28 protein-coding genes, 1 tRNA gene and 1 pseudogene are annotated in these 24,288 nt (G+C 66.2%); 21 read left to right on the forward strand and 9 right to left on the reverse strand.

The features are described from left to right. The first annotated feature begins 13 nt into the window (after nt 1-13). The 17 genes from AC0Z6F_RS18115 (at nt 14) to queC (ending at nt 14,497) form a co-directional block, all read left to right on the forward strand. Complete coding sequence (locus AC0Z6F_RS18115) at nt 14-346, forward strand: hypothetical protein (protein ID WP_012511902.1); 333 nt, start codon at nt 14-16, stop codon at nt 344-346. 32 nt (nt 347-378) lie between these two features. Then, nucleotides 379-900, forward strand: a complete 522-nt coding sequence (locus AC0Z6F_RS18120; protein ID WP_012511901.1) for a GNAT family N-acetyltransferase — start codon at nt 379-381, stop codon at nt 898-900. Between the two features lie 75 nt (nt 901-975). Beyond that, nucleotides 976-1,608 carry an esterase/lipase family protein gene (locus tag AC0Z6F_RS18125; RefSeq protein WP_006386272.1) on the forward strand — a complete coding sequence of 211 codons (633 nt, stop codon included), beginning with the start codon at nt 976-978 and terminating at the stop codon, nt 1,606-1,608. A 162-nt stretch (nt 1,609-1,770) separates the two neighbouring features. Continuing rightward, nucleotides 1,771-2,502, forward strand: a complete 732-nt coding sequence (locus tag AC0Z6F_RS18130; RefSeq protein WP_485616996.1) for a YebC/PmpR family DNA-binding transcriptional regulator — start codon at nt 1,771-1,773, stop codon at nt 2,500-2,502. Between the two features lie 129 nt (nt 2,503-2,631). Continuing rightward, nucleotides 2,632-3,153, forward strand: a complete 522-nt coding sequence (gene ruvC, locus AC0Z6F_RS18135; RefSeq protein ID WP_006386268.1) for a crossover junction endodeoxyribonuclease RuvC — start codon at nt 2,632-2,634, stop codon at nt 3,151-3,153. A gap of 13 nt (nt 3,154-3,166) precedes the next feature. Then, nucleotides 3,167-3,760 carry a Holliday junction branch migration protein RuvA gene (ruvA, locus tag AC0Z6F_RS18140; protein ID WP_006386266.1) on the forward strand — a complete coding sequence of 198 codons (594 nt, stop codon included), beginning with the start codon at nt 3,167-3,169 and terminating at the stop codon, nt 3,758-3,760. Between the two features lie 49 nt (nt 3,761-3,809). Continuing rightward, entirely contained in the window at nt 3,810-5,729 is a 1,920-nt protein-coding gene (locus AC0Z6F_RS18145) for a potassium transporter Kup (protein WP_100435136.1), read from the forward strand. Nucleotides 5,730-6,060: 331 nt separating this feature from the next. Next, nucleotides 6,061-7,101: a Holliday junction branch migration DNA helicase RuvB gene (ruvB, locus tag AC0Z6F_RS18150; RefSeq protein WP_010481595.1), complete on the forward strand. Its 1,041-nt coding sequence runs from the start codon at nt 6,061-6,063 to the stop codon at nt 7,099-7,101. Further along, nucleotides 7,091-7,522 (forward strand): tol-pal system-associated acyl-CoA thioesterase, encoded by a 432-nt coding sequence (gene ybgC, locus AC0Z6F_RS18155; RefSeq protein ID WP_006386170.1) that lies wholly within the window; start codon nt 7,091-7,093, stop codon nt 7,520-7,522. The genes ruvB and ybgC overlap by 11 nt, the downstream gene beginning before the upstream one ends. A gap of 10 nt (nt 7,523-7,532) precedes the next feature. Further along, nucleotides 7,533-8,312 (forward strand): protein TolQ, encoded by a 780-nt coding sequence (gene tolQ, locus AC0Z6F_RS18160; protein ID WP_006386168.1) that lies wholly within the window; start codon nt 7,533-7,535, stop codon nt 8,310-8,312. A gap of 24 nt (nt 8,313-8,336) precedes the next feature. Then, nucleotides 8,337-8,765: a protein TolR gene (tolR, locus tag AC0Z6F_RS18165; RefSeq protein WP_006386166.1), complete on the forward strand. Its 429-nt coding sequence runs from the start codon at nt 8,337-8,339 to the stop codon at nt 8,763-8,765. Continuing rightward, a complete protein-coding gene (gene tolA / locus AC0Z6F_RS18170; protein ID WP_100435135.1) occupies nt 8,755-9,807 on the forward strand; it encodes a cell envelope integrity protein TolA in 1,053 nt (350 codons plus the stop codon). The genes tolR and tolA overlap by 11 nt, the downstream gene beginning before the upstream one ends. A 283-nt stretch (nt 9,808-10,090) precedes the next feature. Then, the gene (gene tolB / locus AC0Z6F_RS18175; RefSeq protein ID WP_100435134.1) at nt 10,091-11,410 is read left to right on the forward strand and encodes a Tol-Pal system beta propeller repeat protein TolB; all 1,320 of its coding nucleotides are present in this window, start codon (nt 10,091-10,093) and stop codon (nt 11,408-11,410) included. 64 nt (nt 11,411-11,474) lie between these two features. Beyond that, nucleotides 11,475-11,993 (forward strand): peptidoglycan-associated lipoprotein Pal, encoded by a 519-nt coding sequence (gene pal / locus AC0Z6F_RS18180; RefSeq protein WP_006386160.1) that lies wholly within the window; start codon nt 11,475-11,477, stop codon nt 11,991-11,993. Nucleotides 11,994-11,996: 3 nt separating this feature from the next. Continuing rightward, nucleotides 11,997-12,815, forward strand: a complete 819-nt coding sequence (ybgF, locus tag AC0Z6F_RS18185) for a tol-pal system protein YbgF (protein WP_485616997.1) — start codon at nt 11,997-11,999, stop codon at nt 12,813-12,815. A gap of 237 nt (nt 12,816-13,052) precedes the next feature. Then, on the forward strand, nt 13,053-13,754 hold the full coding sequence (gene queE / locus AC0Z6F_RS18190; protein ID WP_197584752.1) for a 7-carboxy-7-deazaguanine synthase QueE: 702 nt from the start codon (nt 13,053-13,055) through the stop codon (nt 13,752-13,754). A 77-nt stretch (nt 13,755-13,831) separates the two neighbouring features. Further along, the gene (queC, locus tag AC0Z6F_RS18195; RefSeq protein ID WP_049422913.1) at nt 13,832-14,497 is read left to right on the forward strand and encodes a 7-cyano-7-deazaguanine synthase QueC; all 666 of its coding nucleotides are present in this window, start codon (nt 13,832-13,834) and stop codon (nt 14,495-14,497) included. 139 nt (nt 14,498-14,636) lie between these two features. On the opposite strand, the gene AC0Z6F_RS18200 is transcribed toward queC, so the two are convergent. After that, on the reverse strand, nt 14,637-15,593 hold the full coding sequence (locus tag AC0Z6F_RS18200; protein ID WP_006385826.1) for a DUF2268 domain-containing putative Zn-dependent protease: 957 nt from the start codon (nt 15,591-15,593) through the stop codon (nt 14,637-14,639). A gap of 178 nt (nt 15,594-15,771) precedes the next feature. On the opposite strand from AC0Z6F_RS18200, the gene AC0Z6F_RS18205 reads away from it, so the two are divergent. Next, nucleotides 15,772-15,847, forward strand: a tRNA-Lys gene (locus AC0Z6F_RS18205). A 76-nt stretch (nt 15,848-15,923) separates the two neighbouring features. Here AC0Z6F_RS18205 and AC0Z6F_RS18210 read toward each other — a convergent pair. Next, entirely contained in the window at nt 15,924-16,262 is a 339-nt protein-coding gene (locus tag AC0Z6F_RS18210) for a hypothetical protein (RefSeq protein ID WP_006385824.1), read from the reverse strand. Nucleotides 16,263-16,493: 231 nt separating this feature from the next. Between AC0Z6F_RS18210 and AC0Z6F_RS18215 the strand changes: the two genes are divergently transcribed. Further along, nucleotides 16,494-17,345, forward strand: a complete 852-nt coding sequence (locus AC0Z6F_RS18215; protein ID WP_032972340.1) for an alpha/beta hydrolase — start codon at nt 16,494-16,496, stop codon at nt 17,343-17,345. An 84-nt stretch (nt 17,346-17,429) separates the two neighbouring features. Further along, on the forward strand, nt 17,430-18,368 hold the full coding sequence (locus AC0Z6F_RS18220) for an alpha/beta hydrolase (protein WP_485616998.1): 939 nt from the start codon (nt 17,430-17,432) through the stop codon (nt 18,366-18,368). 37 nt (nt 18,369-18,405) lie between these two features. Here the strand turns inward: AC0Z6F_RS18220 and AC0Z6F_RS18225 are convergent, their stop codons facing one another. Both AC0Z6F_RS18225 and AC0Z6F_RS18230 read right to left on the reverse strand, forming a co-directional pair. After that, the gene (locus AC0Z6F_RS18225; protein WP_006385818.1) at nt 18,406-18,831 is read right to left on the reverse strand and encodes a response regulator; all 426 of its coding nucleotides are present in this window, start codon (nt 18,829-18,831) and stop codon (nt 18,406-18,408) included. A gap of 94 nt (nt 18,832-18,925) precedes the next feature. Then, nucleotides 18,926-19,693, reverse strand: coding sequence for a CPBP family glutamic-type intramembrane protease (locus AC0Z6F_RS18230; protein WP_485616999.1), 768 nt, complete (start codon nt 19,691-19,693; stop codon nt 18,926-18,928). A 149-nt stretch (nt 19,694-19,842) separates the two neighbouring features. Between AC0Z6F_RS18230 and AC0Z6F_RS18235 the strand changes: the two genes are divergently transcribed. After that, nucleotides 19,843-20,163 carry a TFIIB-type zinc ribbon-containing protein gene (locus tag AC0Z6F_RS18235; protein ID WP_006385814.1) on the forward strand — a complete coding sequence of 107 codons (321 nt, stop codon included), beginning with the start codon at nt 19,843-19,845 and terminating at the stop codon, nt 20,161-20,163. Nucleotides 20,164-20,206: 43 nt separating this feature from the next. Here the strand turns inward: AC0Z6F_RS18235 and AC0Z6F_RS18240 are convergent, their stop codons facing one another. From AC0Z6F_RS18240 to AC0Z6F_RS18260, 5 genes and pseudogenes are all read right to left on the reverse strand, one after another. Further along, entirely contained in the window at nt 20,207-20,719 is a 513-nt protein-coding gene (locus AC0Z6F_RS18240; RefSeq protein ID WP_100435130.1) for a GNAT family N-acetyltransferase, read from the reverse strand. An 81-nt stretch (nt 20,720-20,800) separates the two neighbouring features. Further along, complete coding sequence (locus AC0Z6F_RS18245; RefSeq protein WP_006385663.1) at nt 20,801-21,826, reverse strand: copper resistance protein B; 1,026 nt, start codon at nt 21,824-21,826, stop codon at nt 20,801-20,803. Next, nucleotides 21,823-23,625 (reverse strand): copper resistance system multicopper oxidase, encoded by a 1,803-nt coding sequence (locus AC0Z6F_RS18250; RefSeq protein ID WP_485617001.1) that lies wholly within the window; start codon nt 23,623-23,625, stop codon nt 21,823-21,825. The genes AC0Z6F_RS18245 and AC0Z6F_RS18250 overlap by 4 nt, the downstream gene beginning before the upstream one ends. Before the next feature lie 75 nt (nt 23,626-23,700). After that, nucleotides 23,701-24,084: a CopL family metal-binding regulatory protein gene (locus AC0Z6F_RS18255; RefSeq protein ID WP_100469354.1), complete on the reverse strand. Its 384-nt coding sequence runs from the start codon at nt 24,082-24,084 to the stop codon at nt 23,701-23,703. Nucleotides 24,085-24,182: 98 nt separating this feature from the next. Next, nucleotides 24,183-24,288 (reverse strand): annotated as a pseudogene (locus tag AC0Z6F_RS18260) (IS110-like element ISStma4 family transposase); the annotation flags it as partial.

Genomic DNA, 24,288 nt, shown 5'->3' on the forward strand with positions numbered 1-24,288 from the left:
GGAGATCCAGGCAATGACCGAGTTTGCGTTTTCGCTGGAGTGGGAAAAGCTGGGCAATGAAGGCTCCGAGGCCACCCTGGTCACCGAGCGTGCACGCGTGTTCGGTGGTTGGCTGGTCCGTGTCGGTACCAACCCGGCGGCGATGGCCCTGACCTTCGTCGCCGACGGCGAAGGCCGTTGGGATGGTGAAGACTTCGGCGTCGAGGATTACGAGGACGACGAAGAGGAAGAGTACGACGAGGACGAGGAAGGCGAAGAAGAGGAAGACGGCGAGGAAGAAGAGGACGACGAGGAATACGAAGAGGAAGAGGAAGAAGACGAGAAGGCAGCGGCGGAACGGGCTTGACCCGAACCGTTGTCCTGACGTCAACTCGACCCATGTATTCGATCCGCCGCGCTACTGTGGACGACGCGCCGACCCTGTCGGCGCTGGCCGCCCGCACGTTCACCGAAACCTTCGGACATCTTTATCCGCCGCAGGACCTGCAGGCGTTCCTGGATGAGTCCTATACGGTCGAGCGCCAGCGCACGATCCTGGCCCACCCCGATTACGCGGTGTGGCTGCTGGAACTGGATGGGGAGGCGGTCGGCCATGCCGCCGCCGGCCCCTGTGGCCTGCCGCATCCCGAGGTGAAGCCTGGTGACGGCGAACTCAAGCGGCTGTACCTGATCAAGACGCAGCAGAGCTGCGGCTGGGGCAGCCGGCTGCTGGAAACCGCATTGGCCTGGCTGGAACAGCCGGGCCCGCGCACGCTGTGGCTGGGCGTGTGGTCGGAAAACTTTGGTGCGCAGCGCTTCTACGCCCGTTATGGTTTCGAGAAGGTCGGCGAGTACCTGTTCCCGGTCGGCGACACGAACGATCTTGAATTCATCCTGCGCCGCGCACCGCGCGAGGCCTGACGTTCACCGCCGCTTGCTGCGCGCGCGTGTCCAATCACCGTACGTTCCTGCCCCGCTGACTGCCAGGCTGTTTGCATGACTCCCCCCGTATTACTGCTGCATGGCATCTGGAACGCCCGCGCCTGGGTCGGGCCGCTGGCCTGGCGCCTGCGCGCGCGTGGCTTCCAGGTGCATGCGTTTGGTTACTCCTCGGTGTTCGGCGGCCCGGACGTGGCCGTGCCGCAGCTGCTGGAGCGGCTGGCCGATGCCGGCCCGCTGTCGCTGGTCGGCCATAGCCTGGGCGGACTGCTGGCGCTGGAGGCATTGCGTCGCAATCCGCAGCTGCCGGTGCAACGCGTGGTCTGCCTGGGGTCACCGCTGCGCGGCAGTGGTACGGCGCGTTCGCTGTCCGAACATGGCTGGGGCCTGGCCCTGGGCCGCAGCAGCGATCTGCTGCTGGACGGCCTGCCGGACTGGCAGGGCAAAGCCGAGGTCGGCCTGATCGCTGGTTCGGTCCCGCACGGGCTGGGTAGCCTGCTCGGCGCCATTGACGATGCCTCCGACGGTACCGTGGCGCTGGCCGAGACCCGGCTGCCGGGGCTGGCTGACCACTGCGTGGTGCGTACCAGCCACAGCGGCCTGGTGGTGTCGCCGGATGCAGCCCGGCAGACCGCGCATTTCCTCCATCACGGCCAGTTCCAGCACGGTCGCGACGCCGCCGCCGCGTAAGTCGGTGGGCGCGAACGTCCTCCATTGGTGGGGGCGAAACGTTGGTTCGCACGCTCTTCGCCGGGCCATGCCCGGCGGCATCTGGCCGGCCTCGACACGGTCACGGGGCCCGATCAGGTAGAATCCGCGGCCTTATCCATCAACGCACGTACGGAAAGACCCATGGGTAGAGGCCCCTCCATCGAAAACCGCAAAAACGCGTCTGACGCGAAGCGCGGCAAGATTTTCACCAAGATCATCCGTGAGATCGGCGTTGCCGCGCGCGGCGGTGGAGGCGACCCCAACAACAACCCGCGGCTGCGCGTGGCGATGGACAAGGGCCTGACCGCGAACATGTCCAAGGACGTGATCGAGCGCGCCATCAAGAAGGCCACCGGCGAGCTGGAAGGTGTCGAGTACGAGGAAATCCGCTACGAGGGCTATGCCCCGGGTGGCGTGGCGGTCATCGTCGACTGCCTGACCGACAACCGCGTGCGCACGGTGGCCGATGTCCGCCATGCGTTCAGCAAGTGCGGCGGCAACATGGGCACCGAAGGCTCGGTGAGCTTCATGTTCAAGCGCGTGGGCGTGCTGCATTTCGCCGCAGGTGCCGATGAGGACGCCATTTCCGAAGCGGCCATCGAGGCCGGTGCGGACGACATCGTGGTCTATCCCGAAGATGGCGCGATCGACGTGCTCACCGCCGCCGACAGCTACCACGCGGTCAAGGAAGCGATGGCAGCGGCCGGACGCACGCCGGATCATGCGGAACTGACCTTCCGGGCCGACAACGACATCAAGGTCGAAGGCGACATCGTCCTGCAGGTCAAGAAGCTGCTGGACATGCTGGAAGACCTCGACGACGTACAGGATGTGTACTCCAACGCCGATCTCGGCGCGGACGCGTACGCCTGAACGGACGCATCACCGGTCGCCTTTGGCGGCCGGTGAGCGGACAATGCGCACCATGATGACCCCAGCCGTTTCCTGCCATTGCCGCTGCCAGCGTCCGTCCCGGGCCTTCGGCAGCCGCGTGTGTGCCGCATGACCCGCATTCTTGGCATCGACCCGGGTTCGCAGCGGACCGGGGTCGGCATCATCGATGTCGATGCCACCGGCCGGGTGAGCCATGTGCATCATCAACCGCTGGTGCTGCTGGGCGCTGATGACTTCCCGCAGCGGATGAAGCTGCTGGTGCTGGGCCTGGCCGACCTCTGCCGTGAGTACGAACCGCAGGAAGTGGCCATCGAACGCGTGTTCATGGCACGCAACCCCGATTCGGCGCTGAAGCTGGGCCAGGCCCGTGGCGCGGCGATTTCGGCCGTGGTGCTGCGCGACCTGCCGGTGCACGAATATGCCGCCAGCGAGATCAAGCTGGCGGTGGTCGGGCGCGGCGGCGCCGAAAAGCAACAGGTTCAACACATGGTCGGGCTCATGCTCAACCTGAAAACCAAGCTGCAGGCCGACGCGGCCGACGCGTTGGCAGTGGCGATCACCCATGCCCACGTAAGGGCAACGGCCAACCGCCTGGGGCTCAGTGCCCGCCAGGCGTGGGGCCGCAAATGAGGAGCTGCACGCAATGATCGGTCGACTGCGCGGCATCGTCGCCTACAAGGCGCCGCCGTGGCTGGTGGTGGACGTGAACGGAGTGGGCTACGAGCTGGAGGCGCCGATGAGCACCTTCTACGACCTGCCCGAACTCGGCCGCGAGGTCACCCTGTACACCCATTACTCGCAGAAGGAAGACAGCGTCTCGCTGTACGGCTTCCTGCGCGAGGGCGAGCGGCGCCTGTTCCGCGACGTGCAGAAGGTCAGCGGCATCGGCGCGAAGATCGCGCTGGCCGTGCTGTCCGGTGTCACCGTCGAGGAGTTCGCGCGCATGGTCCAGGCTGGCGACATCACCGCGCTGACCCGCATCCCCGGCATCGGCAAGAAGACCGCCGAGCGCATGGTGCTGGAGCTGCGCGACCGCGCTGCCCAGTTCGGTGCCGGTGGCGCGCTGCCGACCGGCAGTGGCCCGGCCCCGGCTGATCCGCTGTCCGATGCCACCGTGGCCCTGCAGCAGCTGGGTTACAAGCCGGCTGAAGCGGCGCGGATGGCCCGCGAAGCCTTCAATGAAGGTGATGAAGTGGCCACCGTGATCCGCAAGGCGCTGCAGTCGGCGCTGCGCTGACCCGCTTTCCTTTCCTCCAACGAACCGCCTGAGCCCCGCCAGGAGTCCCATGTCCAGCAGTCAAACCCCGCACGCAGCTGCCCCCGGCGGCCACGGTCACGCCCCTCCAGCCGGAGGCCTGGCGCTGATCATCGGTGCGATCGGCGTGGTCTTCGGCGATATCGGCACCAGCCCGCTGTACACCCTGAAGGAGGCGTTCTCGCCGCACTACGGGCTCACCAGCGACCATGACACCGTGCTGGGCGTGCTGTCGCTGGCGTTCTGGGCCCTGAACATCGTGGTCACCCTGAAGTACGTGACCATCATCATGCGCGCCGACAATGACGGCGAAGGCGGCATCATGGCGCTGATGGCGCTGACCCAGCGCACGCTGCGCAATGGGTCGCGTTCGGCCTATGTGGTCGGCATCCTCGGCATTTTCGGTGCCTCGCTGTTCTTCGGCGATGGCGTGATCACGCCGGCGATATCGGTGCTGGGTGCGGTCGAAGGCCTGGAGGTCGCTGCGCCGGGGCTGCATGCCTTCATCGTGCCGATCACCGTGGTGGTGCTGCTGGCCGTGTTCGCGGTACAGCGCTTCGGTACCGCGAAGATCGGCAAGCTGTTCGGGCCGATCACCTCGATCTGGTTCATTTCACTGGCCGCGATCGGCATCTACAACATCGTCGACGCACCGGAAGTGCTGAAGGCGTTCAACCCGTGGTGGGCAATCCGTTTCTTCATGGAACATGGCTGGCACAGCATCTTCATCCTGGGTGCGGTGGTGCTGGCAGTGACCGGTGGCGAGGCGCTGTACGCCGACATGGGCCACTTCGGTGCCAAGCCGATCCGCCACGCCTGGTACTTCTTCGTGCTGCCGTGCCTGGTACTGAACTACCTGGGGCAGGGTGCGCTGGTGCTCAACCACCCCGAGGCAGTGAAGAACCCGTTCTTCGAAGCGGTGCCGTCGTGGGCGCTGTACCCGATGATCATCCTGGCCACGATGGCAGCGGTGATTGCCTCGCAGTCGGTCATCACCGGCGCGTTCTCGGTCTCGCGCCAGGCCATGCAGCTGGGCTACATCCCGCGCATGCGCATCAAGCACACCTCGCACGACACCATCGGCCAGATCTACATCCCAGGCATCAACTGGGGTATCGCAGTGATGGTGATCGGCCTGGTGCTGGCCTTCCGCAGCTCGTCCAACCTGGCCGTGGCCTACGGCATCTCGGTGTCGGCCACGATGCTGATCGATACCCTGCTGCTGGCCCTGGTCGCGCGTTCGCTGTGGCCCAAGGCCCGCAACTGGATCCTGCCGCTTTGCGTGGTGTTCTTCGTCATCGACCTCGGCTTCGTCATCGCCAACGGCGCCAAGCTGCTGCAGGGCGCCTGGTTCCCGGTGGTGCTGGGCATCTTCCTGTTCACCATGATGCGTACCTGGCGTCGTGGCCGCGAACTGCTGCGCGATGAAATCCGCAAGGACGGTATCCGCATCGATACCTTCCTGCCGGGCCTGATGCTGGCACCGCCGGTACGCGTGCCGGGCACCGCGGTGTTCCTCACCGCCGACCCGACCGTGGCCCCACACGCGCTGATGCACAACCTCAAGCACAACAAGGTGCTGCACGAGCGCAACGTGTTCCTGCACGTGGTGACCCTGCCGGTACCGTATGCGCCGGAGGGGCAGCGGCTGAAGATCGAATCGGTGGGCGACGAGTTCTACCGGGTCTACGTGCGCTTCGGCTTCATGGAGACTCCGGACGTACCGCTGGCGCTGATGCGTTCGTGCGACCACGGCGGCATCTACTTCGACCCGATGGACACCACCTTCTTCGCCAGCCGCGAAACCATCGTCGCCACCGCCAACCGCGGCATGCCGATCTGGCGCGACAAGCTGTTCGCGCTGATGCATCGCAACGCCGCCCCGGCCACCGGCTTCTTCCGGATTCCGGGCAATCGGTTGGTGGAGCTCGGGGCCCAGGTCGAGATCTAGGTCCTTTCCCTTCTTCGATACCGCCATGGCTCCATCCACGCATGGCGTGGATCTACCGTGTCGACCAAGGTCGACACCCACGAGCAGAACGCCGTTTCCGCAGATCGCAGGAAACTGTCGAAGGCGGGGTGGGTCCGGTTGAGGGGGTGTGAGCGGCATGGATGCCGCGACCAAGCCCCCATGGATGGGTTTACGGCGTCCCCCTCAACCGGACCCACCCCACCATCCCACGGCATGCCCGCTTCGGCTGTTGCTTTGGATGTTGCCGTTGCATCTGCGGGTGCCGGGCGCGGCCCGGCCGAAACCCGTACTTTTGCCGCATAATCAGCACATGACCGACGACCGCATCATCGGCGCCGGCGCCACCCGCGAGGATGACGCCGCCGACGCCAGCATCCGCCCCAAGCGCCTTGCCGACTACCTCGGCCAGGTGCCGGTGCGCGAGCAGATGGAGATCTACATCCAGGCGGCCAAGGGGCGTGGCGACGCGCTGGACCACGTGCTGATCTTCGGGCCGCCCGGCCTGGGCAAGACCACGCTCAGCCATGTCATCGCCAACGAACTGGGCGTGGCCCTGCGGGTGACCTCCGGCCCGGTGATCGAAAAGGCCGGCGACCTGGCCGCGCTGCTGACCAACCTGCAGCCGCACGATGTGCTGTTCATCGACGAAATCCACCGCCTGTCGCCGGTGGTCGAGGAAGTGCTGTACCCGGCGATGGAAGATTTCCAGATCGACATCATGATCGGCGAGGGCCCCGCCGCCCGCTCGATCAAGATCGACCTGCCGCCGTTCACCCTGATCGGTGCCACCACCCGTGCCGGCCTGCTGACAGCGCCGCTGCGCGACCGCTTCGGCATCGTCCAGCGCCTGGAGTTCTACAGCGTCGAGGAGCTGACCCGGATCGTGCGCCGTTCGGCTGCGATCCTGGCCATCGACTGCACCGCCGATGGGGCAGGGGAGATCGCGCGTCGCGCGCGTGGCACCCCGCGTATCGCCAACCGCCTGCTGCGCCGCGTGCGTGACTATGCGCAGGTGAAGGCCGGCGGCCACATCGACGAGGCCGTGGCCCAGGCTGCGATGAAGATGCTCAAGGTCGACCCGGAAGGCTTCGACGAGCTCGATCGTCGCCTGCTCAAGACCATGGTCGACTACTTCGATGGCGGCCCGGTCGGCATCGAATCGCTTGCTGCGGCGCTGTCTGAAGAGCGCGGCACGCTGGAAGACGTGGTCGAGCCGTACCTGATCCAGCAGGGCTTCCTGGTGCGCACCGCGCGTGGCCGCATGGCCACCCACAAGGCCTACCGGCACATGGGCCTGAAGCCCAAGAACCCGCCGCAGGACCTGTTCGCCGAGGTTCCCGATGTCGGTTGAGCCCCGATTCAGTTGGCCGACACGCATTTACTGGGAAGATACCGACGCAGGTGGCGTGGTCTACCACGCCCGCTACGTGGCCTTCATGGAACGGGCCCGGACCGAATGGATGCGTGCGCTGGGCTATGGCCAGGAGCGCATGCGTGCCGAGCACGGGATGGTCTTCGCGGTGCGTTCGATGCAGATGGATTTCATCAAGCCGGCACGGCTGGATGACACCCTGCAGGTGAGCGCCACGCTGGTCCAGCTGAAGAAGGCCAGCATGGCCTTCGACCAGCAGATCCTGCGCGACGGCGAACTACTGCTGTCGGCCCAGGTCCGCATCGCCGCACTGGAAGCGGCCAGTTTTCGCCCGCGTGGCATGGACGAAGCCGTCCTTGCCGTGCTGAAACCCCACCTCCACCCCGAATCCGAACATTGAGGAACAACGGATGATCGCAACGCTCCTGGCCCTGCAGGCCACGGTCACCGAGGCATTGCCGGCCGACGTCAGCAACGCCGCGACACAGACCCTTGCCCAGGCCACCACCGGCGGCGGCATCAACTACCTCGAACTGATGGCCAAGGCCAGCCTGCCGGTGAAGATCATCGTGCTGGCGCTGCTGGTCGGCTCGTTCGTCAGCTGGGTGATCATTTTCCGCAAGGCCCGCATCTTCAAGCAGGCCACGCGCGAAGCCGACGAGTTCGAGAACCGCTTCTGGTCCGGTGCGGACCTGGGCAAGCTGTACAGCTCGGCCACCGACCGCAGCCGTAATGTCGGCGGCCTGGAAGCGATCTTCGAAGCCGGTTTCCGCGAATACAGCCGCCTGCGCGACAAGCGCCGGCTGGACGGCCGTGCGCAGCTGGAAGGCGCGCAGCGTGCCATGCGCACCACCTACACCCGCGAAGTCGACCAGCTCGAGCGCAACCTGGAACTGCTGGCCAACATCGGCTCGACCGCCCCCTACGTGGGCCTGGTCGGCACCGTGTTCGGCATCATGGTGACCATGCACGACATGATCAGCAGCGGTGCACAGGCCGGTATCGCAGCGGTCGCCCCGGGTATTTCCGAAGCGCTGTTCGCCACCGCCATCGGCCTGTTCGTGGCGATTCCGGCGGTGTGGGCCTACAACCGCTTCACCACTCGCGTGGAGCGCATGTCGGTGCGGTTCGAGACCTTCGCCGAGGAGTTCAGCTCCATCCTGCAGCGCCAGAGCGCTGGCGACGAGTAAGCGACCGACCCGGGAGTCCAAGCCATGTCCGCTGCCATCGGTCGCCGCAAGCGCCGCAAGCTGAAATCGGAAATCAACGTCGTTCCCTACATCGACGTGATGCTGGTGCTGCTGATCATCTTCATGGTCACCGCACCGCTGCTCACCCTGAGCTTCGACGTCGACCTGCCCAACTCCAACGCCAAGGCGCTGGAAAGCAAGCAGGACCCGGTGATCGTCTCGGTACGCCAGGACGGCCAGCTCAGCCTGAAGCTGCCTGACGCCAAGGAGCCGACCGCCGTGTCGGCCGAGGAACTGGAAGGCCGCCTGGCCGGCATCGCCGCCCAGGACAAGGGTGTGCGCGTGATCGTCGCCGCCGACCGTGCCGTGGCCTATGAAAAGGTCATTGCCGCGATGGATGTGATCAAGCGCGCCAAGGTAGACAAGGTAGGCCTGGCCACCGATGCACGCTGACGCCCTGCCACCCCCGCATCAGCGCGAACCCGGCTGGGGCCTGCCCCTGGCCTTGGCCGTGCTGGTGCACCTGCTGGTCGCGCTGATCTTCATCGGCGCCTGGCTGTGGTCGCCCCAGCGCAACACCGACGCTGCCGCCGGCGATCCGTCGGTCGAGGCCAGCCTGGCGCTGTCCTCGTCCGAGGCCGCTGCCGCGCGCCAGGCCCTGCGCCAGTCGGAGAAGCTGGAAGACCTGCCGCCGCCGGTCGCCGAGCCGATCCCGGTGCCGGAAGACACCATTCCGCCGCCGCAGCCGATTCCCGAGCCGCGCCCACAGGACGCGCCGACGCCGCAGCAGCAACAGGCGCAGGAGCGTGTCGCGCAGCCCGATACCAAGGATCAGGACGCCGTGAGCGCGCTGGCCATCTCGCAGGAGAAGGCCAAGCAGGAACAGGAAGCCAAGCGCCGCCAGGAGCAGATCGACCTCACCGAACGCAAGCGCCAGGAAGAAGCGGAGCAGAAGCTGCGCCTGGCCAAGCAGCAGGAAGCGGACGAGAAGAAGAAGCAGGCCGAGCAGGAGCGCGTGGCCGCTGACAAGGCCGAGGCCGAAAAGCAGAAGAAGATCGCCGAGATCCGCGCCCGCCGTGAGCAGGCCGAGAAGGAAGCCAAGCTGGCCGAGCAGAAGCTGCGCCAGGTCGCCGCTGCGCGCAATGCCGCCGGCAGCGCCGCCGCCGGTGCCAGCAGTGCGGCACAGCCGGCTGGCGGTGGTGGTGGCACCAGCGATGATCTGACTGCCAAGTACGCTGCGGCGATCCAGGCCAAGGTGCGCGACACGTGGACCCGCCCGGACAGCGTACCGCTGGGACAGAGGTGCCAGGTGACCATCACCCAGATCCCGGGTGGACAGGTGCTGCAGGCCAAGGTCGGTGCAAATTGCCCCTATGACGAGGCTGGCAAGCGCTCGATCGAGGCCGCCGTGCTCAACGCCCAGCCGCTGCCGTACCGGGGCTTCGAGTCAGTGTTCAACCGCACGCTCAATCTGACCTTTACCGCGCAGGATTGATCGGGCGGGGCAGGGCGGTCATCAGGCCGCCCACGCCCACGGCTGTCGCTCTTGCCTCTGGTGTACTCGGTTTCGACCGGGCAGGCTGTGGGCTGCTGTCGAACACCCCTCTATGGGGCGGTGTGACCGGGGCAGGCGGTGCGATGTTAGCCACGACGTTAACGGTGCGTGAGAGGACGGGCTGGAACTGACCCGGAATTCACGTACCCTTGGTTCATGATTGCGAAGCGGTTCACTTCCGCTTTGCTATCCCTCGTTCCGGTTTCCCCCTATTGAGCGCTCCATGAAAAAGATGCCTCGCTGGCTTGCCGTGTTTGCGGCCCTGTTGCTGCCCTTTGCTGCCGTTGCGCAGCAGAAGGGGCTGGATATCGACATCATCGGCGGCAATGCCTCCGCGCTGCCGATCACCATCGTGCCGATGCCCTACCAGGGGTCTTCGGCCGCACCGCAGACCGACGTCGCCGGCGTGGTCCGTGCCGACCTTGAGCGTTCGGGCCAGTTCCGCACGCTGCCGGAAGCGCAGATCGTCGAAAAGCCGGTGCGCGGCGGCGACATCCAGTTCGCCACCTGGCGCGCGCTGAAGCAGAACTACATCGTGGTCGGCCGCGTGCTCGACGCCGGTGCCGGCGCCTACCGCGTCGAGTACGAGCTGTTCGACGTGCCCAAGGGCGAGCGCCTGCTGGGTCTGGCGATGACCGCCCGTGGCAATGCCATGCGTGACGTCGCCCACCAGATGGCCGATGCCATCTACGAGAAGATCACCGGTGTGCGCGGCGCCTTCTGGACCCGCATCGCCTACGTGACCGCCAGCGGCAAGGGCGATGCCATGCGCTATGCGCTGATGGTGGCCGACTCCGATGGCTTCAATCCGCAGACCATCGTGCGTTCGGCCGAGCCGCTGCTGTCGCCGTCGTGGAGCCCGGATGGCAGCAAGCTGGCCTATGTCAGCTTCGAACGTGGCAACTCGGCCATCTACATCCAGAACATCGGCACCGGCGCGCGTGAGCTGGTCACCAGCTTCCGTGGCATCAACAGCGCCCCGGCGTTCTCGCCGGATGGCCGCAAGCTGGCCCTGACCCTGTCGCGTTCGGGCAACCCGGAAATCTACGTGATGGACCTGGGCAGCAAGCAGCTGGCCCAGCTGACCAACCACTTCGCCATCGACACCGAGCCGACCTGGGCACCGGACGGCAGCGCGGTGTACTTCACTTCCGACCGCGGTGGCCGTCCGCAGGTCTACAAGGTGGGTGCGGGCGGCGGCAGCGCCGAGCGCGTGACCTTCCAGGGCAACTACAACGCCAAGCCTTCGGTGTCCTACGATGGCAAGAAGATCGCCGTCGCCCAGGGCTCCGGCAACAGCTACAAGATTGCGATGATGGACAGCTCGCTGGGTTCGCCCCGCTGGAGCACGCTGTCCCCCGGTTCGCTGGATGAGTCTCCGAGCTTTGCGCCCAACGCAAGCATGGTGTTGTACGCCGCCCGCGAGGGTGGCCGTGGTGTCCTGTACGCCGTTTCCGCCGATGCGCGCGTGCGCCAGCGGTTGGTTCTGGCTGACGGAGATGTGCGCGAACCGGCATGGTCCCCATACCGTACCCAGCGCTAAAAGAGTGTTAATATTTTCGCTGTCTTGATCCCCTCATCGGCCTAGGAGCCACAAAGGTATCGCCATGAACAAGTCCACCCGCGTTCTGCTTGTTTCCCTGCTGTCTGTGGCCGTCCTGGCCGGTTGCTCGAAGAAGGTCAAGGAAGAGCCGCAGGCTCCGGTCGATACCGGCACCTCGACCACCACCCCGACCGGTCCGTCCACCTCCGGCCTGTACGGCCCGGGCGACCTGGACACCGATGCCTGCCTGCGCCAGCGCGTTGTCTACTTCGACCTGGACAAGGAAGACGTGAAGCCGGAATTCCAGGCCATCATGGCGTGCCACGCCAAGTACCTGCGTGACCGTCCGTCCTCGCGCATCACCCTGCAGGGCCACACCGACGAGCGCGGTTCGCGCGCGTACAACCAGGCCCTGGGCGAGCGTCGTGGCAACGGCGTCAACTCGGCCCTGCAGGCCAACGGTGGTTCGGCTTCGCAGCTGACCGTCGTGTCCTACGGTGAAGAGCGTCCGGTCTGCACCGAGTCGAACGAGTCCTGCTGGTCGCAGAACCGTCGCGTCGAAATCGTCTACACCGCGCAGTAATCCATGCGCATTGGCATCAAACTGATGCTGGTCGTTGCGGCAGCCCTCGTGGCTGCCGCACCGGCGCATGCACAGCGACAGAGTCTGGCCGACCGTGTCGGCGCGATCGAGCAGCAGATGTACAACAACAGTGCCAACCAGGACCTGTTGAACCAGATCAACCAGCTGCGGCAGCAGGTCACCAGCCTGCAGGCCTCGATCGAGCAGTTGCAGCACGACAACGCCCAGCTCAAGCAGTCCGCCCAGGACCAGTACCTGGATCTGGACAGCCGCCTGAACCGGTTGGAAGGGGGCAATGCCGCCCCGGCCCTGCCGCCCGTTCCGGCGAGCACGCCGAAGGCCGCTCCGGCCCCGGCAAAACCCGCAGCGGCGGCCACTTCCGAGCGGCCGCCTTCCGTCCATGGTGATGCCGGCAGCCTTGCCGCCACCGGCGACGAGCGCACCACATACAACGTCGCCTTCGATTCGTTGAAGGCCGGCAAGTACGATGATTCGGCGCAGCTGTTCCTGAGCTTCCTGCAGCTATACCCGAACGGCGTCTATGCGCCGAACGCGCTGTACTGGCTGGGCGAGAGCTATTACGCCACCCGCAATTTCCCGATGGCCGAGACCCAGTTCCGTGAACTGCTCTCGCGCTATCCGACCCACGACAAGGCCGCAGGCGGCCTGCTCAAGGTCGGCCTCTCGCAGTACGGTGAGGGCAAGGTCGACCAGGCCCAGCAGACGCTGGAGGCCGTCGTGGCGCAGTACCCCGGCTCGGACGCCGCACGCACCGCGCAGGACCGCCTGCAGTCGATCCGCCTCGGCAAGCAGATCCGCTGATCCGCTGACCGGGCGTACAATACGTGTCCTGTAGAGCCGAGCCCATGCTCGGCTGCTTTCGTTTCCGGACCGCCAAACCCGCCCGGATCCGGTAGCGCCGGGCCATGCCCGGCGGCGTGCATTTCCGGCTGGGCCACACCCGACCGGCTGCTGTTGTAGAGCCGAGCCATGCTCGGCTGCTTTCGTTACCGGCCACGGTAGCCCACCCGCCACGTGCCCCACCAAGAAGTCCCCGCCATGACCGCCGTTACCCCGTCCAGCGCCGCCGCCACACCCAGCGAGATCGTGCAGTCGCCGCTGCCACGCCTGAAGATCACCGAGATCTTCACCTCGCTGCAGGGCGAAGCCGATACCGCCGGCTGGCCGACCGTGTTCGTGCGCCTGACCGGCTGCCCGCTGCGCTGCCAGTACTGCGACACCGCCTATGCCTTCCACGGCGGCACATGGTGGGACATCGACGACATCGTGGCCGAGGTGCTGGCCCAGGGCGTGCGCCACGTCTGCGTTACTGGCGGCGAGCCGCTGGCGCAGAAACGCTGCCTGGTGCTGCTGCAGAAGCTGTGCGATGCCGGCATGGACGTCTCGCTGGAAACCTCCGGCGCACTGGACGTCAGCGCAGTGGACCCGCGCGTGTCGCGCGTGGTCGACATCAAGACGCCCGGTTCGGCCGAGGCGGCGCGTAACCGCCTGGAAAACCTGCCGCTGCTGACCGCCCGCGACCAGATCAAGTTCGTCATCTGCAGCCGTGAGGACTATGACTGGGCCAAGGGCATGCTGGACGAACACGACCTGGTGAAGCGCTGCACCGTGTTCTTCTCGCCAAGCAAAGGCGAGATCACTGCGCGCCAGCTGGCCGACTGGATCGTCGAAGACCGGCTGCCGGTGCGCTTCCAGATGCAGTTGCATAAAATCCTGTGGAACGACGAGCCGGGCCGATGAGCCCACGCAGCGTTCCCTGATGTAGCTCCGGCGCGGGACAGCGTGCTGGCTTTTCCCCCAAACCGGAAGATTGACCCATGAAGAAGGCAGTCGTGCTTCTATCCGGCGGCATGGATTCAGCCGCCGTCATTGCCATGGCCCAGGAACAGGGCTTTGCCGTGCATGCCCTGAGCGTTCGCTACGGCCAGCGCCACACCTCTGAACTGGACGCCGCCGCCCGTGTGGCCAAGGCCCAGGGCGTAATCGCGCACAAGACCGTGGACGTGGACCTGCGCAGCATTGGTGGCTCGGCGCTGACCGACGATATCGACGTGCCCGAGGCCGGCGGTGCTGGTATTCCGGTCACCTACGTGCCGGCGCGCAACACCATCATGCTGTCGCTGGCGTTGGGCTGGGCCGAAGTGCTCGGCGCCAACGACATCTTCTGCGGCGTCAACGCCGTGGACTACTCCGGTTACCCGGACTGCCGCCCCGAATTCGTGGCCGCGTTCCAGGCGCTGGCCAACCTGGCTACCAAGTCGGGCGTGGAGGGCGCGGGCATCAAGGTACATGCACCGCTGCAGTTCCTCAGCAAGGGCCAGATCGTCAGTGAAGGCGTGCGCCTGGGCGTGGACTTCGGCCTGACCGTGTCCTGCTACAACGCCGACGCCAACGGCGCCGCCTGCGGCCATTGCGACGCCTGCCGCCTGCGCGCGCAGGGCTTCACCGAGGCCGGCGTAGCCGACCCGACGCTGTACGCCTGACGGCCCATGGCATGGTGGGTGCGAACCGTTGGTTCGCACGCTCTTCGCCGGGCACGGCCCGACGCTACCGGGAAGGTCTGACTCTGGTGGGTGCGAACCGTTGGTTCGCACTGCCTGACTCGCCGGGCACGACTCGGCGCTATCGCTCCCGCAACCACCCCGACGCCTCGATGAAGGCACGCACCGCCTTCGGATCGGCATAGTCCAGCTCGATCATCCGCGCGATGCCCGCCTTCTCATCGGCCTGCTGCCGCATGTACTCCTGCGCGATGCGGTAGCCAGCGTAGTAGCCCAGATCACTCACCCCGAACGGATTGCGGGCGCTGTTGTACAGCCAGTTGTCCAGGTCATCACCATCCATCTCAGCAATGAAGCGCGTGCGGATTTCCGCTTCGTGCGCGGGCCCGTAGGTGTACAGAGGCAACGCCGGCCGGCGTCCGCTGATGCGCTCCGCCACATACTCGGCCACGCCCTCGCGCACCACGTACTGGGCCAGCCTACCCGTGGTCTCGCGTTGCTGGGTGTGCACGTATTCGTGCAGGTTGTTCTGCGCGTTGTTCGCACCGGGCCGACTGTCGTAGAAGATCCGCAGGCGGCTGCGCATCGGTTCCGGCAGCTCGCTCACGTCCACGCGCTCATCGCCCAACGCCATCTCCGCCCCGATCAGCACCTTGTCGCCCAGCGTGGTGCCGCCGGTGCGCAGCACGCCTACCGCATAGGTGATGGTGGCCGGGCGCAAAGCCGGGTAGAGCGCGCGGAAGTCGGAAAGATCCCGTTCCAGCGTGGCGCTGGCCTGCTGCGCGTTGGCGGTAAGCGGTCGTACCGAGTTCCAGAAGCGCGGCCAGGAGCGCATCGCTTCGGCGTACTCGCGGGCGGTGTAGTTGCGGACCTGCATCAGCGCGTGCAGACCGGGGCTGCCCGGATCGATGTAGTGCTGCTGGACCAGCGCCACCTGGCGCTCGGCATCAGGCTCGGCGCGCACCGCGTCATAGGTGGCCCAGAAGCGGCCGATATCTTCAGTGACGACCTGGGGCGGGGCGGCCAGTGCTGCACAGGGCAGCAGCAGGGCGGCAATGAGGCAGAAGGGCAGGCGCATCCGTGGCTCCGGGGAAGGATCACAGATGGGATGCGACGGAGGCCCGGAAGGTTTAAGCGGGCTCACCAGATCGGGTAGTGCCGGCCGCTGGCCGGCAACCTCGACACGCCGGGGTTTCACCCCGCCCGGCAAAGTAGGGTAGAATGCCCACCCCGCCGAAAGGCCGGGGCAGTGCAATGGGCCGTTAGCTCAGTCGGTAGAGCAGAAGACTTTTAATCTTTTGGTCGAAGGTTCGAATCCTTCACGGCCCACCATTGCACTCAATGACCCAGGTCATTCAGGAAGGCACCGCTCAGCGGTGCCTTTTTTGTTGCTTCCAGCGTCGGGCTCCTACTTCGTCCGCGCTCCTTTTGCCGTTGCGGATGCTGCGTCGGCAGCTTCCTGTGCGGCCGTTGCTGCCGCATTCGCAGAGCGCTCGATCGCGACGCGTTCCGCCTCGAAGGCGGCCAGGCGCTGTGCACTCATCCTGCGCTCCAGTTCCATCGATGCGACGAAGCTTTCCGGATACTTCGACGCACAGGCCTGTTGCACCAGTTGCACTGCGTGATCGGATAACCCCGGCTGGATATGACCCAGCAGGCAGTCCGCATACGACGCAGATGTGGATTGGCTCCCTGTGGGTTGCGGTGAGCCTGCAGCAAGGGCAACAGCAATCAATGCACTCAACATCGAAACCTCCTTGTAGTGGTCGGCTAGGGCGGCTGGGGCTGCCAGGTTCGAGCATAGCGCCATCCCGGCCCGTCGTCGTTCGGCGGGATCATCATGGTTCCAGCAGGCATGGACCAGAATCGAGCATTCGGCAGGGATGTGCCTTCACGTGAATCCATCGCATTGCAGTGCGACCCACCCGGCTCGAGGCCCTGACGCTATGCTCGGCACTTTCTCTAGATGGGCCGCCCCATGCGCTTGATCGTGCTGTCGCTTCTGCTGTCCGCTGTCTCCGTCTCCCCGTTGATGGCCGCCGAACGGGCAACGACCACGCAGGCTGCGCCGGCAACCTCACTGGTCATCGGCGAGACCTTCACCATCGAATCGAAGGCGCTGGGCGAGACCCGCCGCATCAATGTTTACCGCCCGCAACCCTGGGGCCTGGACCCGAAGGCACCGTTGCCAGTGCTGTACATGGCCGATGGCGGCATCGGCGAGGATTTCCTGCATGTGGCCGGGCTGGTACAGGTGCTGAGCGGCAACGGCAGCATGCGTCCGTTCCTGCTGGTTGGCATCGAGAACACCGAGCGCCGTCGCGACATGACCGGCCCCAGCAACGACCCGCAGGACCAGAAGATCGCGCCGCGCATCGGTGGATCGGCGGCCTACCGCAGCTTCCTGCGCGATGAACTGATGCCGCAGGTACGCCAGCGCTACCCGACCACCGACGAGCGCGCGCTGATCGGTGAATCGCTGGCCGGCCTGTTCGTGATCGAGACGCTGCTGCAGGAACCGACACTGTTCAACAGCTACATCGCGCTGGACCCCAGTCTGTGGTGGAACCGGGGCACGATGCTGGCCGCTGCGGCCAAGCAGCTGCCGGCTGTGACGCGGGCGCAGACCCGTGTGTTCCTGGCCAGCAGCGGACAGCCGGAACTGGCCGCATCCACTGCACGACTGGCCGCGTTGCTGCAGCAGGCCTCGCCGTCACCGCTGGTGAAGTACCTGCCGTTGCCGGAGGAAACCCACGCCACGATCTATCACCCGGCCGCCCTGCAGGCGCTGCGCACGCTGTTCCCTGCGGCGCCGCCGGCCTCGCCCTGACCTGGCGTGGCACTGCATCGCACGACGTGTGAGGATGCGGTAGCGGCGCCACCCGGGTGCGCCGCCCGCAACGGGAGAGCGCGGATGCAGCGTGTGCGTGGATGGAGTGTGGCGGCCTGCCTGGCCGTGAGTGGCTGCGCGATGTCGGTGGCGCCACCGGCAACGCAGAATGAAGCGAAGGAAAGCGCGGCCACCGCTGCGCCGGGCGTGGTGCTGCCGGATACCGAAGCATTGCGCGTGCACGATCCTGTGGGCCGCGATTACCCGATATGGGTGGCGCTGCCGGCCGACTATGCCGCGCACCCTGAGAAGCACTACCCGGTGCTGTACGTGACCGATGCGCTGTACAGCTTCCCGCTGGTGCGCAGCGTGCGCAATCTGGTGGGGCAGCAGGGCGTCAACATCGAGAATTTCATCCTGGTTGGGCTGCCTCCACAGGAAGGCCTGACCTCGAAGCAGAGTCGCTCGCGCGACTACACGCCCAGCAATCCGGCGCGTACCGCCGAGGGCTATTACAGCGATGACGTCACCTACGGCGGCGCCGCACACTACCGCGATTTCCTGGCCGCACAGGTGCTGCCGATGATCGATGCGCGCTACCGCACCGATCCGGCCCGGCGCGTGTTCGCCGGTCATTCCTATGGCGCGCTGTTCGGTACCTACGTGCTGACCACCCAGCCGGACCTGTTCAGTACCTACATCCTGTCCAGTCCTTCGTTGTGGTTCGACCAGCTTCTGCTGCCGCGCATGCAGGATGCCGCCGTGATTCCCTCGCAGCCTACGCGCGTGCTGCTGTCGGTAGGAAGCTACGAGACGGACAAGCCAGGGCCGCGCTATTCAACCGGCAACGACATGCTGCGGCAGACCGCGGACTTCACCACCCAGTTGCAGCGCAGTGGCCGCAAGCTGCAGGTGGACAACGTGGTGATTGACGGCGAGGACCATCTCACGGTCTACCCGCGGGTGATCACTCGTGCACTGCTGGAGGTGATGCCGGGCGATGGGCCGTACACCGGCGATTGATGGCCGGTCGCATCCACGCCATGCGTGGATGATTGCCTCAGGCCGCGCTGGCCTGCGGCGGCGGCATCAACGTGGCATCCGCCGCATGGCGGAAACACAGGCGGATGGCATCGAGCAGTTCGCTCATGCTGTACGGCTTGGGCAGGAAGTGGATGCCGGCGCGCAGCTGCGGCAGCACGCGGTGCTGGTCCATGCCGGAGGTGACCAGGATCGGCAGCTGCGGCAGGTGCTCGCGCACGCGGTTGGCGGTTTCGATGCCGCTGATGCCGCCCAGGCAGACGTCGGTGAACAGCAGGTCGAACGGTTCGCCGGCGTTGAGCAGGCCCAGTGCGGCCTCGGCGCTGCTGACAGCGGTGACCTGGCAGGCCTGGCTTTCCAGGGCGAGACGACTGAGTTCCTGGGTTTCCTCGGCGTCCTCGATCAGCAGGACGCGCGGTTCCACAAAACGCTTGGACAGCAACATGACGCGGCAACTCCGGACAACAGGGGGAGCGGAAGGCGCGCAAGTATGCGCAAGCCGGGGGTGATCCCGGCGTGCACGGCAAGCTAAGTGGGCGTTACACCCGGTTGCGGCGCTGGCGGCGCACGTGCCAGGCCAGTACCGCAACCGCCAGCAGGGTCGTGCCGATGCGCAGGCTGGTGGCCTGCCAGCCCAGCGCAACAGCGTCATCCAGACTGAACACGTTCCAGGCCAGGTTCATCGAAACGTGCAGCACCAGGCCGCACCACAGGGTGTCACCGTCGAGGCGGTCGAGCCAGGCGAAGATGAAGCCGCCGAATGCGATGATCGCACCGATGAACAGCGCGATGCCGCCACCGTCGAACCCACCGAAGCCCAGCCAGTGCACCATGCCGAACAGCAGCGCCTGCGGCAGCGCGAGCAGCGGCCACGGGCCGCGCACGAGCTTCACCAGCAGCACGAAGCCGAGGCCGCGGAACAGCACTTCCTCGGCCAGCGGGAACAGTACGGCCAGCATTGTGGCGTCCAGCGCGGTCAGCGCCGTGTTCGGAGTACCGAGCAGCGCCAGTCCCAGCCAGCAGGGGAGGCTGGCCAGCAGCACCCACATCGGACCGCGCCAGCCGTTTCCACGCAGGCCGAGGCTGGCCAGCAGGCCCATGCCACGGGGCCGCAGCAGCGCGGCCAGCAGCAGCGCCACCAGCACTGCCAGTGCGTTGTCCAGCAGGCTGCCGCCGTAGGGCATGGGCAGGGCAGGAATCGGAGTGCCCGCGGCTGCGGCGATATCGCGCAGGTTCAGGCCTAGGCCAACGCCCAGCAGGACCAGCAACAGGCGTGTGGCGGAGGGCAAGCGGGACAGAATTGTCATGTACGCACTCCCTGCGGAACAAGCCTGCAGTGTCGGGCCCTTCGGCAATACCGGCACGCGTCGGAAGTCCCTGTGCCATCGGTCATGCGTTGCCGCACAGTCATCACCGCGCAGGTACAGTCGAGGTCAGACCGACAGGAGCAATGCCGATGCTGTGCCCCGTGTGCAAGACCCAGACCCTGCAGATGGCCGAGCGCCATGGCATCGAGATCGACTACTGCCCCGGCTGCCGAGGCGTGTGGCTGGATCGTGGTGAACTGGACAAGATCATCGAGCGCGCCGGTGCCGGTGCGGCCGTGCCGCCGCCCGCGCCTGTGCAGCAGCATCCGGCATCCTCTCCGCCGCCGGTGATGCACCGTGATACCCGCCACTTGGGCCAGCGCTACGAGGACAATCGCGGCCAACAGCACGGCCACGGTTACAAGAAAAAGAAGAAGGAGAGCTTCCTCTCCGAGCTGTTCGATTTCTAACTTGTGGAGTCGAGCTGCGCTCGACTCCACAAAAGGCGCGTGATCACGGGCGGCGCAGGATGAATTCACGGTCGCGGCTGTCGCCGACGATGAAGTCGTACTCGCCAACCTTGCTGCAGCCATAACGCGAGTAGAAGCGCTGCGCGCCGAAATTCTCCTCCCACACGCCCACCCACAGGGTGCGGCGGTGTGGCTGGTCCAGCCAGGCCATGAACGCGTCCATCATGCGCGCGCCATGGCCGCCGTTCTGGTGTGCGGCCAGGATGTAGAACCGCTTCAGTTCGATGTCGCCCTCGCGCGCATCCGCATGCGGCAGGGTGTTGGCACCGGCGGCCAGATAGCCGACCACGGCATCATCGTCCATCAGCAGCCAGATGGCACTGCGTGGGTCGGACAGTTCGATGCGCTGCGGTTCGCCGCTGTAGTGATCCTGCAGGAAATCGTGCAGGTCCTGCGTCGGATACGAATCGCCCCAGGTCTCGGTGTAGGTGGCGATGGCGATCGCCGACAGCGCGTCGACGTCGGCAAGGGTGGCGCGGCGGATCTGCAACGACATGGCGGTGCCTGCATTGGAACGTGGCGCAGTGTAGCCGGCCCCGGCGGCTGCCGGGGCCGGCCACTGCTCACGTAACGCTGCTCAGAACCACATGCGCACGCCGGCCACCCAGCGCGTGTCGCGCGCGTGGTCACCGGCGTAGTCGGCGGTGTCGCCAAACGTGCGTTCGTGGCTGATGCCGATGTAGGGCGCGAAGCGGCGGCTGAACTCATAGCGCAGGCGCAGCCCGGCTTCGACCTTGTTCAGGCCACGGCCGATGCCGTACTCCTTCTCGTCCTTGGCCGCGACGGTGGCTTCCAGCAGCGGCTGCAGGATCAGGCGGTTGGTCAGCAGCACGTCGTACTCGACCTCGGCCTTGGCCAGTACCTGGCCACCGGAGCCCATGTACAGCGTGGCTGAGCTCTCGAACTTGTACGGCGCCAGACCCTGGATGCCGATCGCCGCCCAGGTGCGTGAATCGGCGGGGCGGAAATCCTGGCGCACGCCGACCAGCACGTCCCACCAGGGCGACACGCTGCGGCCATACAGCGCTTCCAGCGACGATGATTCGGTGCGGCCACGACTACGCTCGCCATCGGTGCGCAGCCACAGGCGGTTGATGTTGCCGCCGATCCAACCGGTGGCCTCCCAGGCCTGGCCGTTGCTGCTCTTGCCATCCCAGTGTTCAAGACGGTCGATTAGCAGCAGGCTGTTGATCTCCGGTGCGTGCTCCATCGCACCATGGGCGATCGGCGGGAATGCGGCGGCACGGTCGGCATCGGTCGGCACCGGAATGGGTTCGCGCGGTTCGGTGGGGGCGGGCGCACCGTGGCCCATGGCCGCGTGGTCCATCTTGGAATGGTCCATCGTGACCTGGTCCGTCGACGTGGGCTGCATCGCGCCATGGTCCATCTTGGAATGGTCCATGCCGGCATGATCCATCGCACCGGCATCCATCTTTGAATGATCCATCTTCGAATGATCGACCGGTTCGACCGGCGACTTCGCGGTTTTCGCGGGCGCGTTCATCGCGGCCATGTCATGGCCGGCATGCGACTGCGCGAACACCGGCAGCGCCGCCGCCAGGCCCAGGGCCAGCAGGCTGGGAGAAAGGAGTGAGCGGCTCATTCTTCGATCCTCACTTCGCGCATCATGCCCGCTTCCATGTGGTACAGCAGATGGCAGTGATAGGCCCAGCGGCCGAGTGCATCGGCGCGCACACGGTAGCTGCGGCGGGTGCCCGGTGGCATGTCGATGGTGTGCTTGCGCAGCTGGAACTCGCCCTGCGCGTTTTCCAGATCACTCCACACACCATGCAGGTGGATCGGGTGCTGCATCATGGTGTCGTTGACCAGCACGATGCGCATGCGCTCGCCGTAGTTCAGTCGAAGTGGTTCGGCACTGGCGAAGGGAATGCCATCGAACGACCAGGAGAACTTCTCCATGTGGCCGGTCAGATGCAGTTCGATCTCGCGGCTCGGTTCGCGGCCATCTGGATCCTCGAACAGGCTGCGCATTGCGCCGTAGGTCAGCACCTGGCGGCCGTTGTCGCGCAGGCCGATGCCAGGGTCGTCCAGCTTCGGTTCGGTGGCCGAACTCTGCATGTCCACCAGTGGGTTGTTGCGTTCGCTGGCCGGGTGCTTCGGTGCCTTGCTGGCGGAATCGCCGCCGCCATGCGCGCCGTGGCCCATGCTGGCGCCGCAGCCACCTTCCATGCCCTTCATCGCTGCCATGTCGTGACCGCCACCGCCCATGCCATGGCCCATGTCGGCCATGGTCAGCAGCACGCGTGGGTCGCGCTCGGGAATCGGCGCCTGCAGGCCGTGGCGAACCGCCAGCGTGCCGGCGGCGTAGCCGGTGCGGCCCATGTCCTGGCAGAAGATCGTGTAGGCATCCTGGCCGCTCGGTTCAACCAGCACGTCGTAGGTCTCGGCCGGGGCGATGCGGAATTCATCGATACTCACCGGGTGGATGTACTGGCCGTCAGCGGCGACCACGGTCATCTTCAAGCCAGGAATGCGTACGTCGAAGTAGGTCATCGACCCGCCATTGATGAAGCGCAGCAGCAACTTCTCGCCACTGCGGAACAGACCGGTCCAGTTGCCGGCCGGGGCGGTGCCGTTCATCAGGTAGGTATAGGTGTTGGCGTTGACGTCGGACAGGTCGGTCGGGGTCATCCGCATCCGCCCCCACATGCCACGGTCGGACAGCGCCGCCGACCAGCCGTCGCGCTTCGCGTCACGCAGGAAGTCCGGCAGCGTGCGCATGTAGTAATTGTCGTAGGCCGCCAGCTTCTTCATGCGGCGGAACAGCGCGCCCGGGTCCATGTCGGTCCAGTCGGACAGCATGATCACGTGCTCGCGGTCGTGGTGGTACGGCGCCGGTTCGGCCGGGTCGATGATCAGCGCGCCGTACAGGCCGGCCTGCTCCTGGAACATGGAGTGGCTGTGGTACCAGTAGGTGCCCGACTGCTTCAGCTCGAAGTGGTAATGGTAGGTCTCGCCGGGGCCGATGCCGTTGAAGCTCAGGCCGGGCACGCCATCCATGTTCGCCGGCAGCAGGATGCCGTGCCAGTGGATCGAGGTCGGGTGGCGTTCCAGCGTATTGCGCACGAACAGGTCCACGGTCTGGCCTTCGCGCCAGCGCAGGATCGGCGCGGGCAGCGAGCCGTTGACGGTGATCGCCGGGCGGGTGCGGCCGGTGAAGTTGGCCAGGGATTCGCCGATGGCCAGTTCAACGCGGGTATCGCTGAGCACGGCAGGGGCGCCGGCCAGGCGGGGGGCGGCACTGGCAGCAGCAAGCGCGCGCTGCGGCACGCCGACAGCGGCGATGCCGGCAACCACGCCACCTGCGGCGAGGCCCTGTACGAACAGGCGGCGCGACGGCATGGGCACAGCGCCCGGGCCGGGGGGAATGCGGGTATTCATGGTGGTGACTCCAGACACGTAAAGACGCCGGCAGGCGGCCGGCTGCGGTGCGCAGGGCGCACGATGCGTGTGGAATCAGCCGATGGGAGGACGCGAGATCGGCGGCAGCGGCGGCGCCGGGCGGCCATTGGCCGGCATCGGCTGCGGGGCCAGCGACAATGCCGGGCCGGCCATGACCGGCAACGGCAGCACTACCAGCAGCGGGTGCTGGGCACAGCTGCGCACGCAGTCCTTGATCTGGCAATGAGCGTCGTGGGCGGGGGCCTTGGCCTGCGGGGCCTCGTCGGCCTGCATGCCCGCGTGATGGTGGCAGTCAGGGTCACCGCCGTCGGCGGCAATGGCCATGGCATGCGCCATCCGGCCCATTTCCTCGTGACCGCTGGCCATGGCCGCGTTCAGCCCGTTGAGCAACAGGCTGAGCATGAGCACGACACGGAGCAGGGTCGAGGCCAGGGACATGACGCTAATCTAGCTGCAACTGGCTGCGGATGCACTTCCGGCTGAATGGCCGGTTCAAGGTTGGAGCTGCACCAATGTAGATACCGTGTCGCCCTCGCCTAGGCAAGGGCGACGTCAGGCTCAAAGGGTCGGCCACTTCTCAGTACGCCCCAAATCAGATGGATGAGCTTGCGCATCACTGCACACATGACGACCTTGAAGGGC

This window comes from Stenotrophomonas sp. 1L-E-5-B-C3 (assembly GCF_057292075.1).

Bases quoted from the DNA above. Each gene is read 5' to 3' on its own strand.
- AC0Z6F_RS18220 (WP_485616998.1), top strand. From the start codon at position 17,430: ATGCAGCGTGTGCGTGGATGGAGTGTGGCGGCCTGCCTGGCCGTGAGT.
- AC0Z6F_RS18235 (WP_006385814.1), top strand. From the start codon at position 19,843: ATGCTGTGCCCCGTGTGCAAGACCCAGACCCTGCAGATGGCCGAGCGC.
- AC0Z6F_RS18240 (WP_100435130.1), bottom strand. From the start codon at position 20,719: ATGTCGTTGCAGATCCGCCGCGCCACCCTTGCCGACGTCGACGCGCTG.
- AC0Z6F_RS18225 (WP_006385818.1), bottom strand. From the start codon at position 18,831: ATGTTGCTGTCCAAGCGTTTTGTGGAACCGCGCGTCCTGCTGATCGAG.
- AC0Z6F_RS18215 (WP_032972340.1), top strand. From the start codon at position 16,494: ATGCGCTTGATCGTGCTGTCGCTTCTGCTGTCCGCTGTCTCCGTCTCC.
- ruvA (WP_006386266.1), top strand. From the start codon at position 3,167: ATGATCGGTCGACTGCGCGGCATCGTCGCCTACAAGGCGCCGCCGTGG.
- tolA (WP_100435135.1), top strand. From the start codon at position 8,755: ATGCACGCTGACGCCCTGCCACCCCCGCATCAGCGCGAACCCGGCTGG.
- AC0Z6F_RS18230 (WP_485616999.1), bottom strand. From the start codon at position 19,693: ATGACAATTCTGTCCCGCTTGCCCTCCGCCACACGCCTGTTGCTGGTC.
- AC0Z6F_RS18245 (WP_006385663.1), bottom strand. From the start codon at position 21,826: ATGAGCCGCTCACTCCTTTCTCCCAGCCTGCTGGCCCTGGGCCTGGCG.
- AC0Z6F_RS18130 (WP_485616996.1), top strand. From the start codon at position 1,771: ATGGGTAGAGGCCCCTCCATCGAAAACCGCAAAAACGCGTCTGACGCG.
- tolR (WP_006386166.1), top strand. From the start codon at position 8,337: ATGTCCGCTGCCATCGGTCGCCGCAAGCGCCGCAAGCTGAAATCGGAA.
- AC0Z6F_RS18115 (WP_012511902.1), top strand. From the start codon at position 14: ATGACCGAGTTTGCGTTTTCGCTGGAGTGGGAAAAGCTGGGCAATGAA.
- AC0Z6F_RS18125 (WP_006386272.1), top strand. From the start codon at position 976: ATGACTCCCCCCGTATTACTGCTGCATGGCATCTGGAACGCCCGCGCC.
- AC0Z6F_RS18145 (WP_100435136.1), top strand. From the start codon at position 3,810: ATGTCCAGCAGTCAAACCCCGCACGCAGCTGCCCCCGGCGGCCACGGT.
- ybgC (WP_006386170.1), top strand. From the start codon at position 7,091: ATGTCGGTTGAGCCCCGATTCAGTTGGCCGACACGCATTTACTGGGAA.
- queE (WP_197584752.1), top strand. From the start codon at position 13,053: ATGACCGCCGTTACCCCGTCCAGCGCCGCCGCCACACCCAGCGAGATC.
- tolB (WP_100435134.1), top strand. From the start codon at position 10,091: ATGAAAAAGATGCCTCGCTGGCTTGCCGTGTTTGCGGCCCTGTTGCTG.
- tolQ (WP_006386168.1), top strand. From the start codon at position 7,533: ATGATCGCAACGCTCCTGGCCCTGCAGGCCACGGTCACCGAGGCATTG.
- queC (WP_049422913.1), top strand. From the start codon at position 13,832: ATGAAGAAGGCAGTCGTGCTTCTATCCGGCGGCATGGATTCAGCCGCC.
- AC0Z6F_RS18120 (WP_012511901.1), top strand. From the start codon at position 379: ATGTATTCGATCCGCCGCGCTACTGTGGACGACGCGCCGACCCTGTCG.
- AC0Z6F_RS18250 (WP_485617001.1), bottom strand. From the start codon at position 23,625: ATGAATACCCGCATTCCCCCCGGCCCGGGCGCTGTGCCCATGCCGTCG.
- AC0Z6F_RS18200 (WP_006385826.1), bottom strand. From the start codon at position 15,593: ATGCGCCTGCCCTTCTGCCTCATTGCCGCCCTGCTGCTGCCCTGTGCA.
- AC0Z6F_RS18255 (WP_100469354.1), bottom strand. From the start codon at position 24,084: ATGTCCCTGGCCTCGACCCTGCTCCGTGTCGTGCTCATGCTCAGCCTG.
- ruvC (WP_006386268.1), top strand. From the start codon at position 2,632: ATGACCCGCATTCTTGGCATCGACCCGGGTTCGCAGCGGACCGGGGTC.
- ruvB (WP_010481595.1), top strand. From the start codon at position 6,061: ATGACCGACGACCGCATCATCGGCGCCGGCGCCACCCGCGAGGATGAC.
- AC0Z6F_RS18210 (WP_006385824.1), bottom strand. From the start codon at position 16,262: ATGTTGAGTGCATTGATTGCTGTTGCCCTTGCTGCAGGCTCACCGCAA.
- ybgF (WP_485616997.1), top strand. From the start codon at position 11,997: ATGCGCATTGGCATCAAACTGATGCTGGTCGTTGCGGCAGCCCTCGTG.
- pal (WP_006386160.1), top strand. From the start codon at position 11,475: ATGAACAAGTCCACCCGCGTTCTGCTTGTTTCCCTGCTGTCTGTGGCC.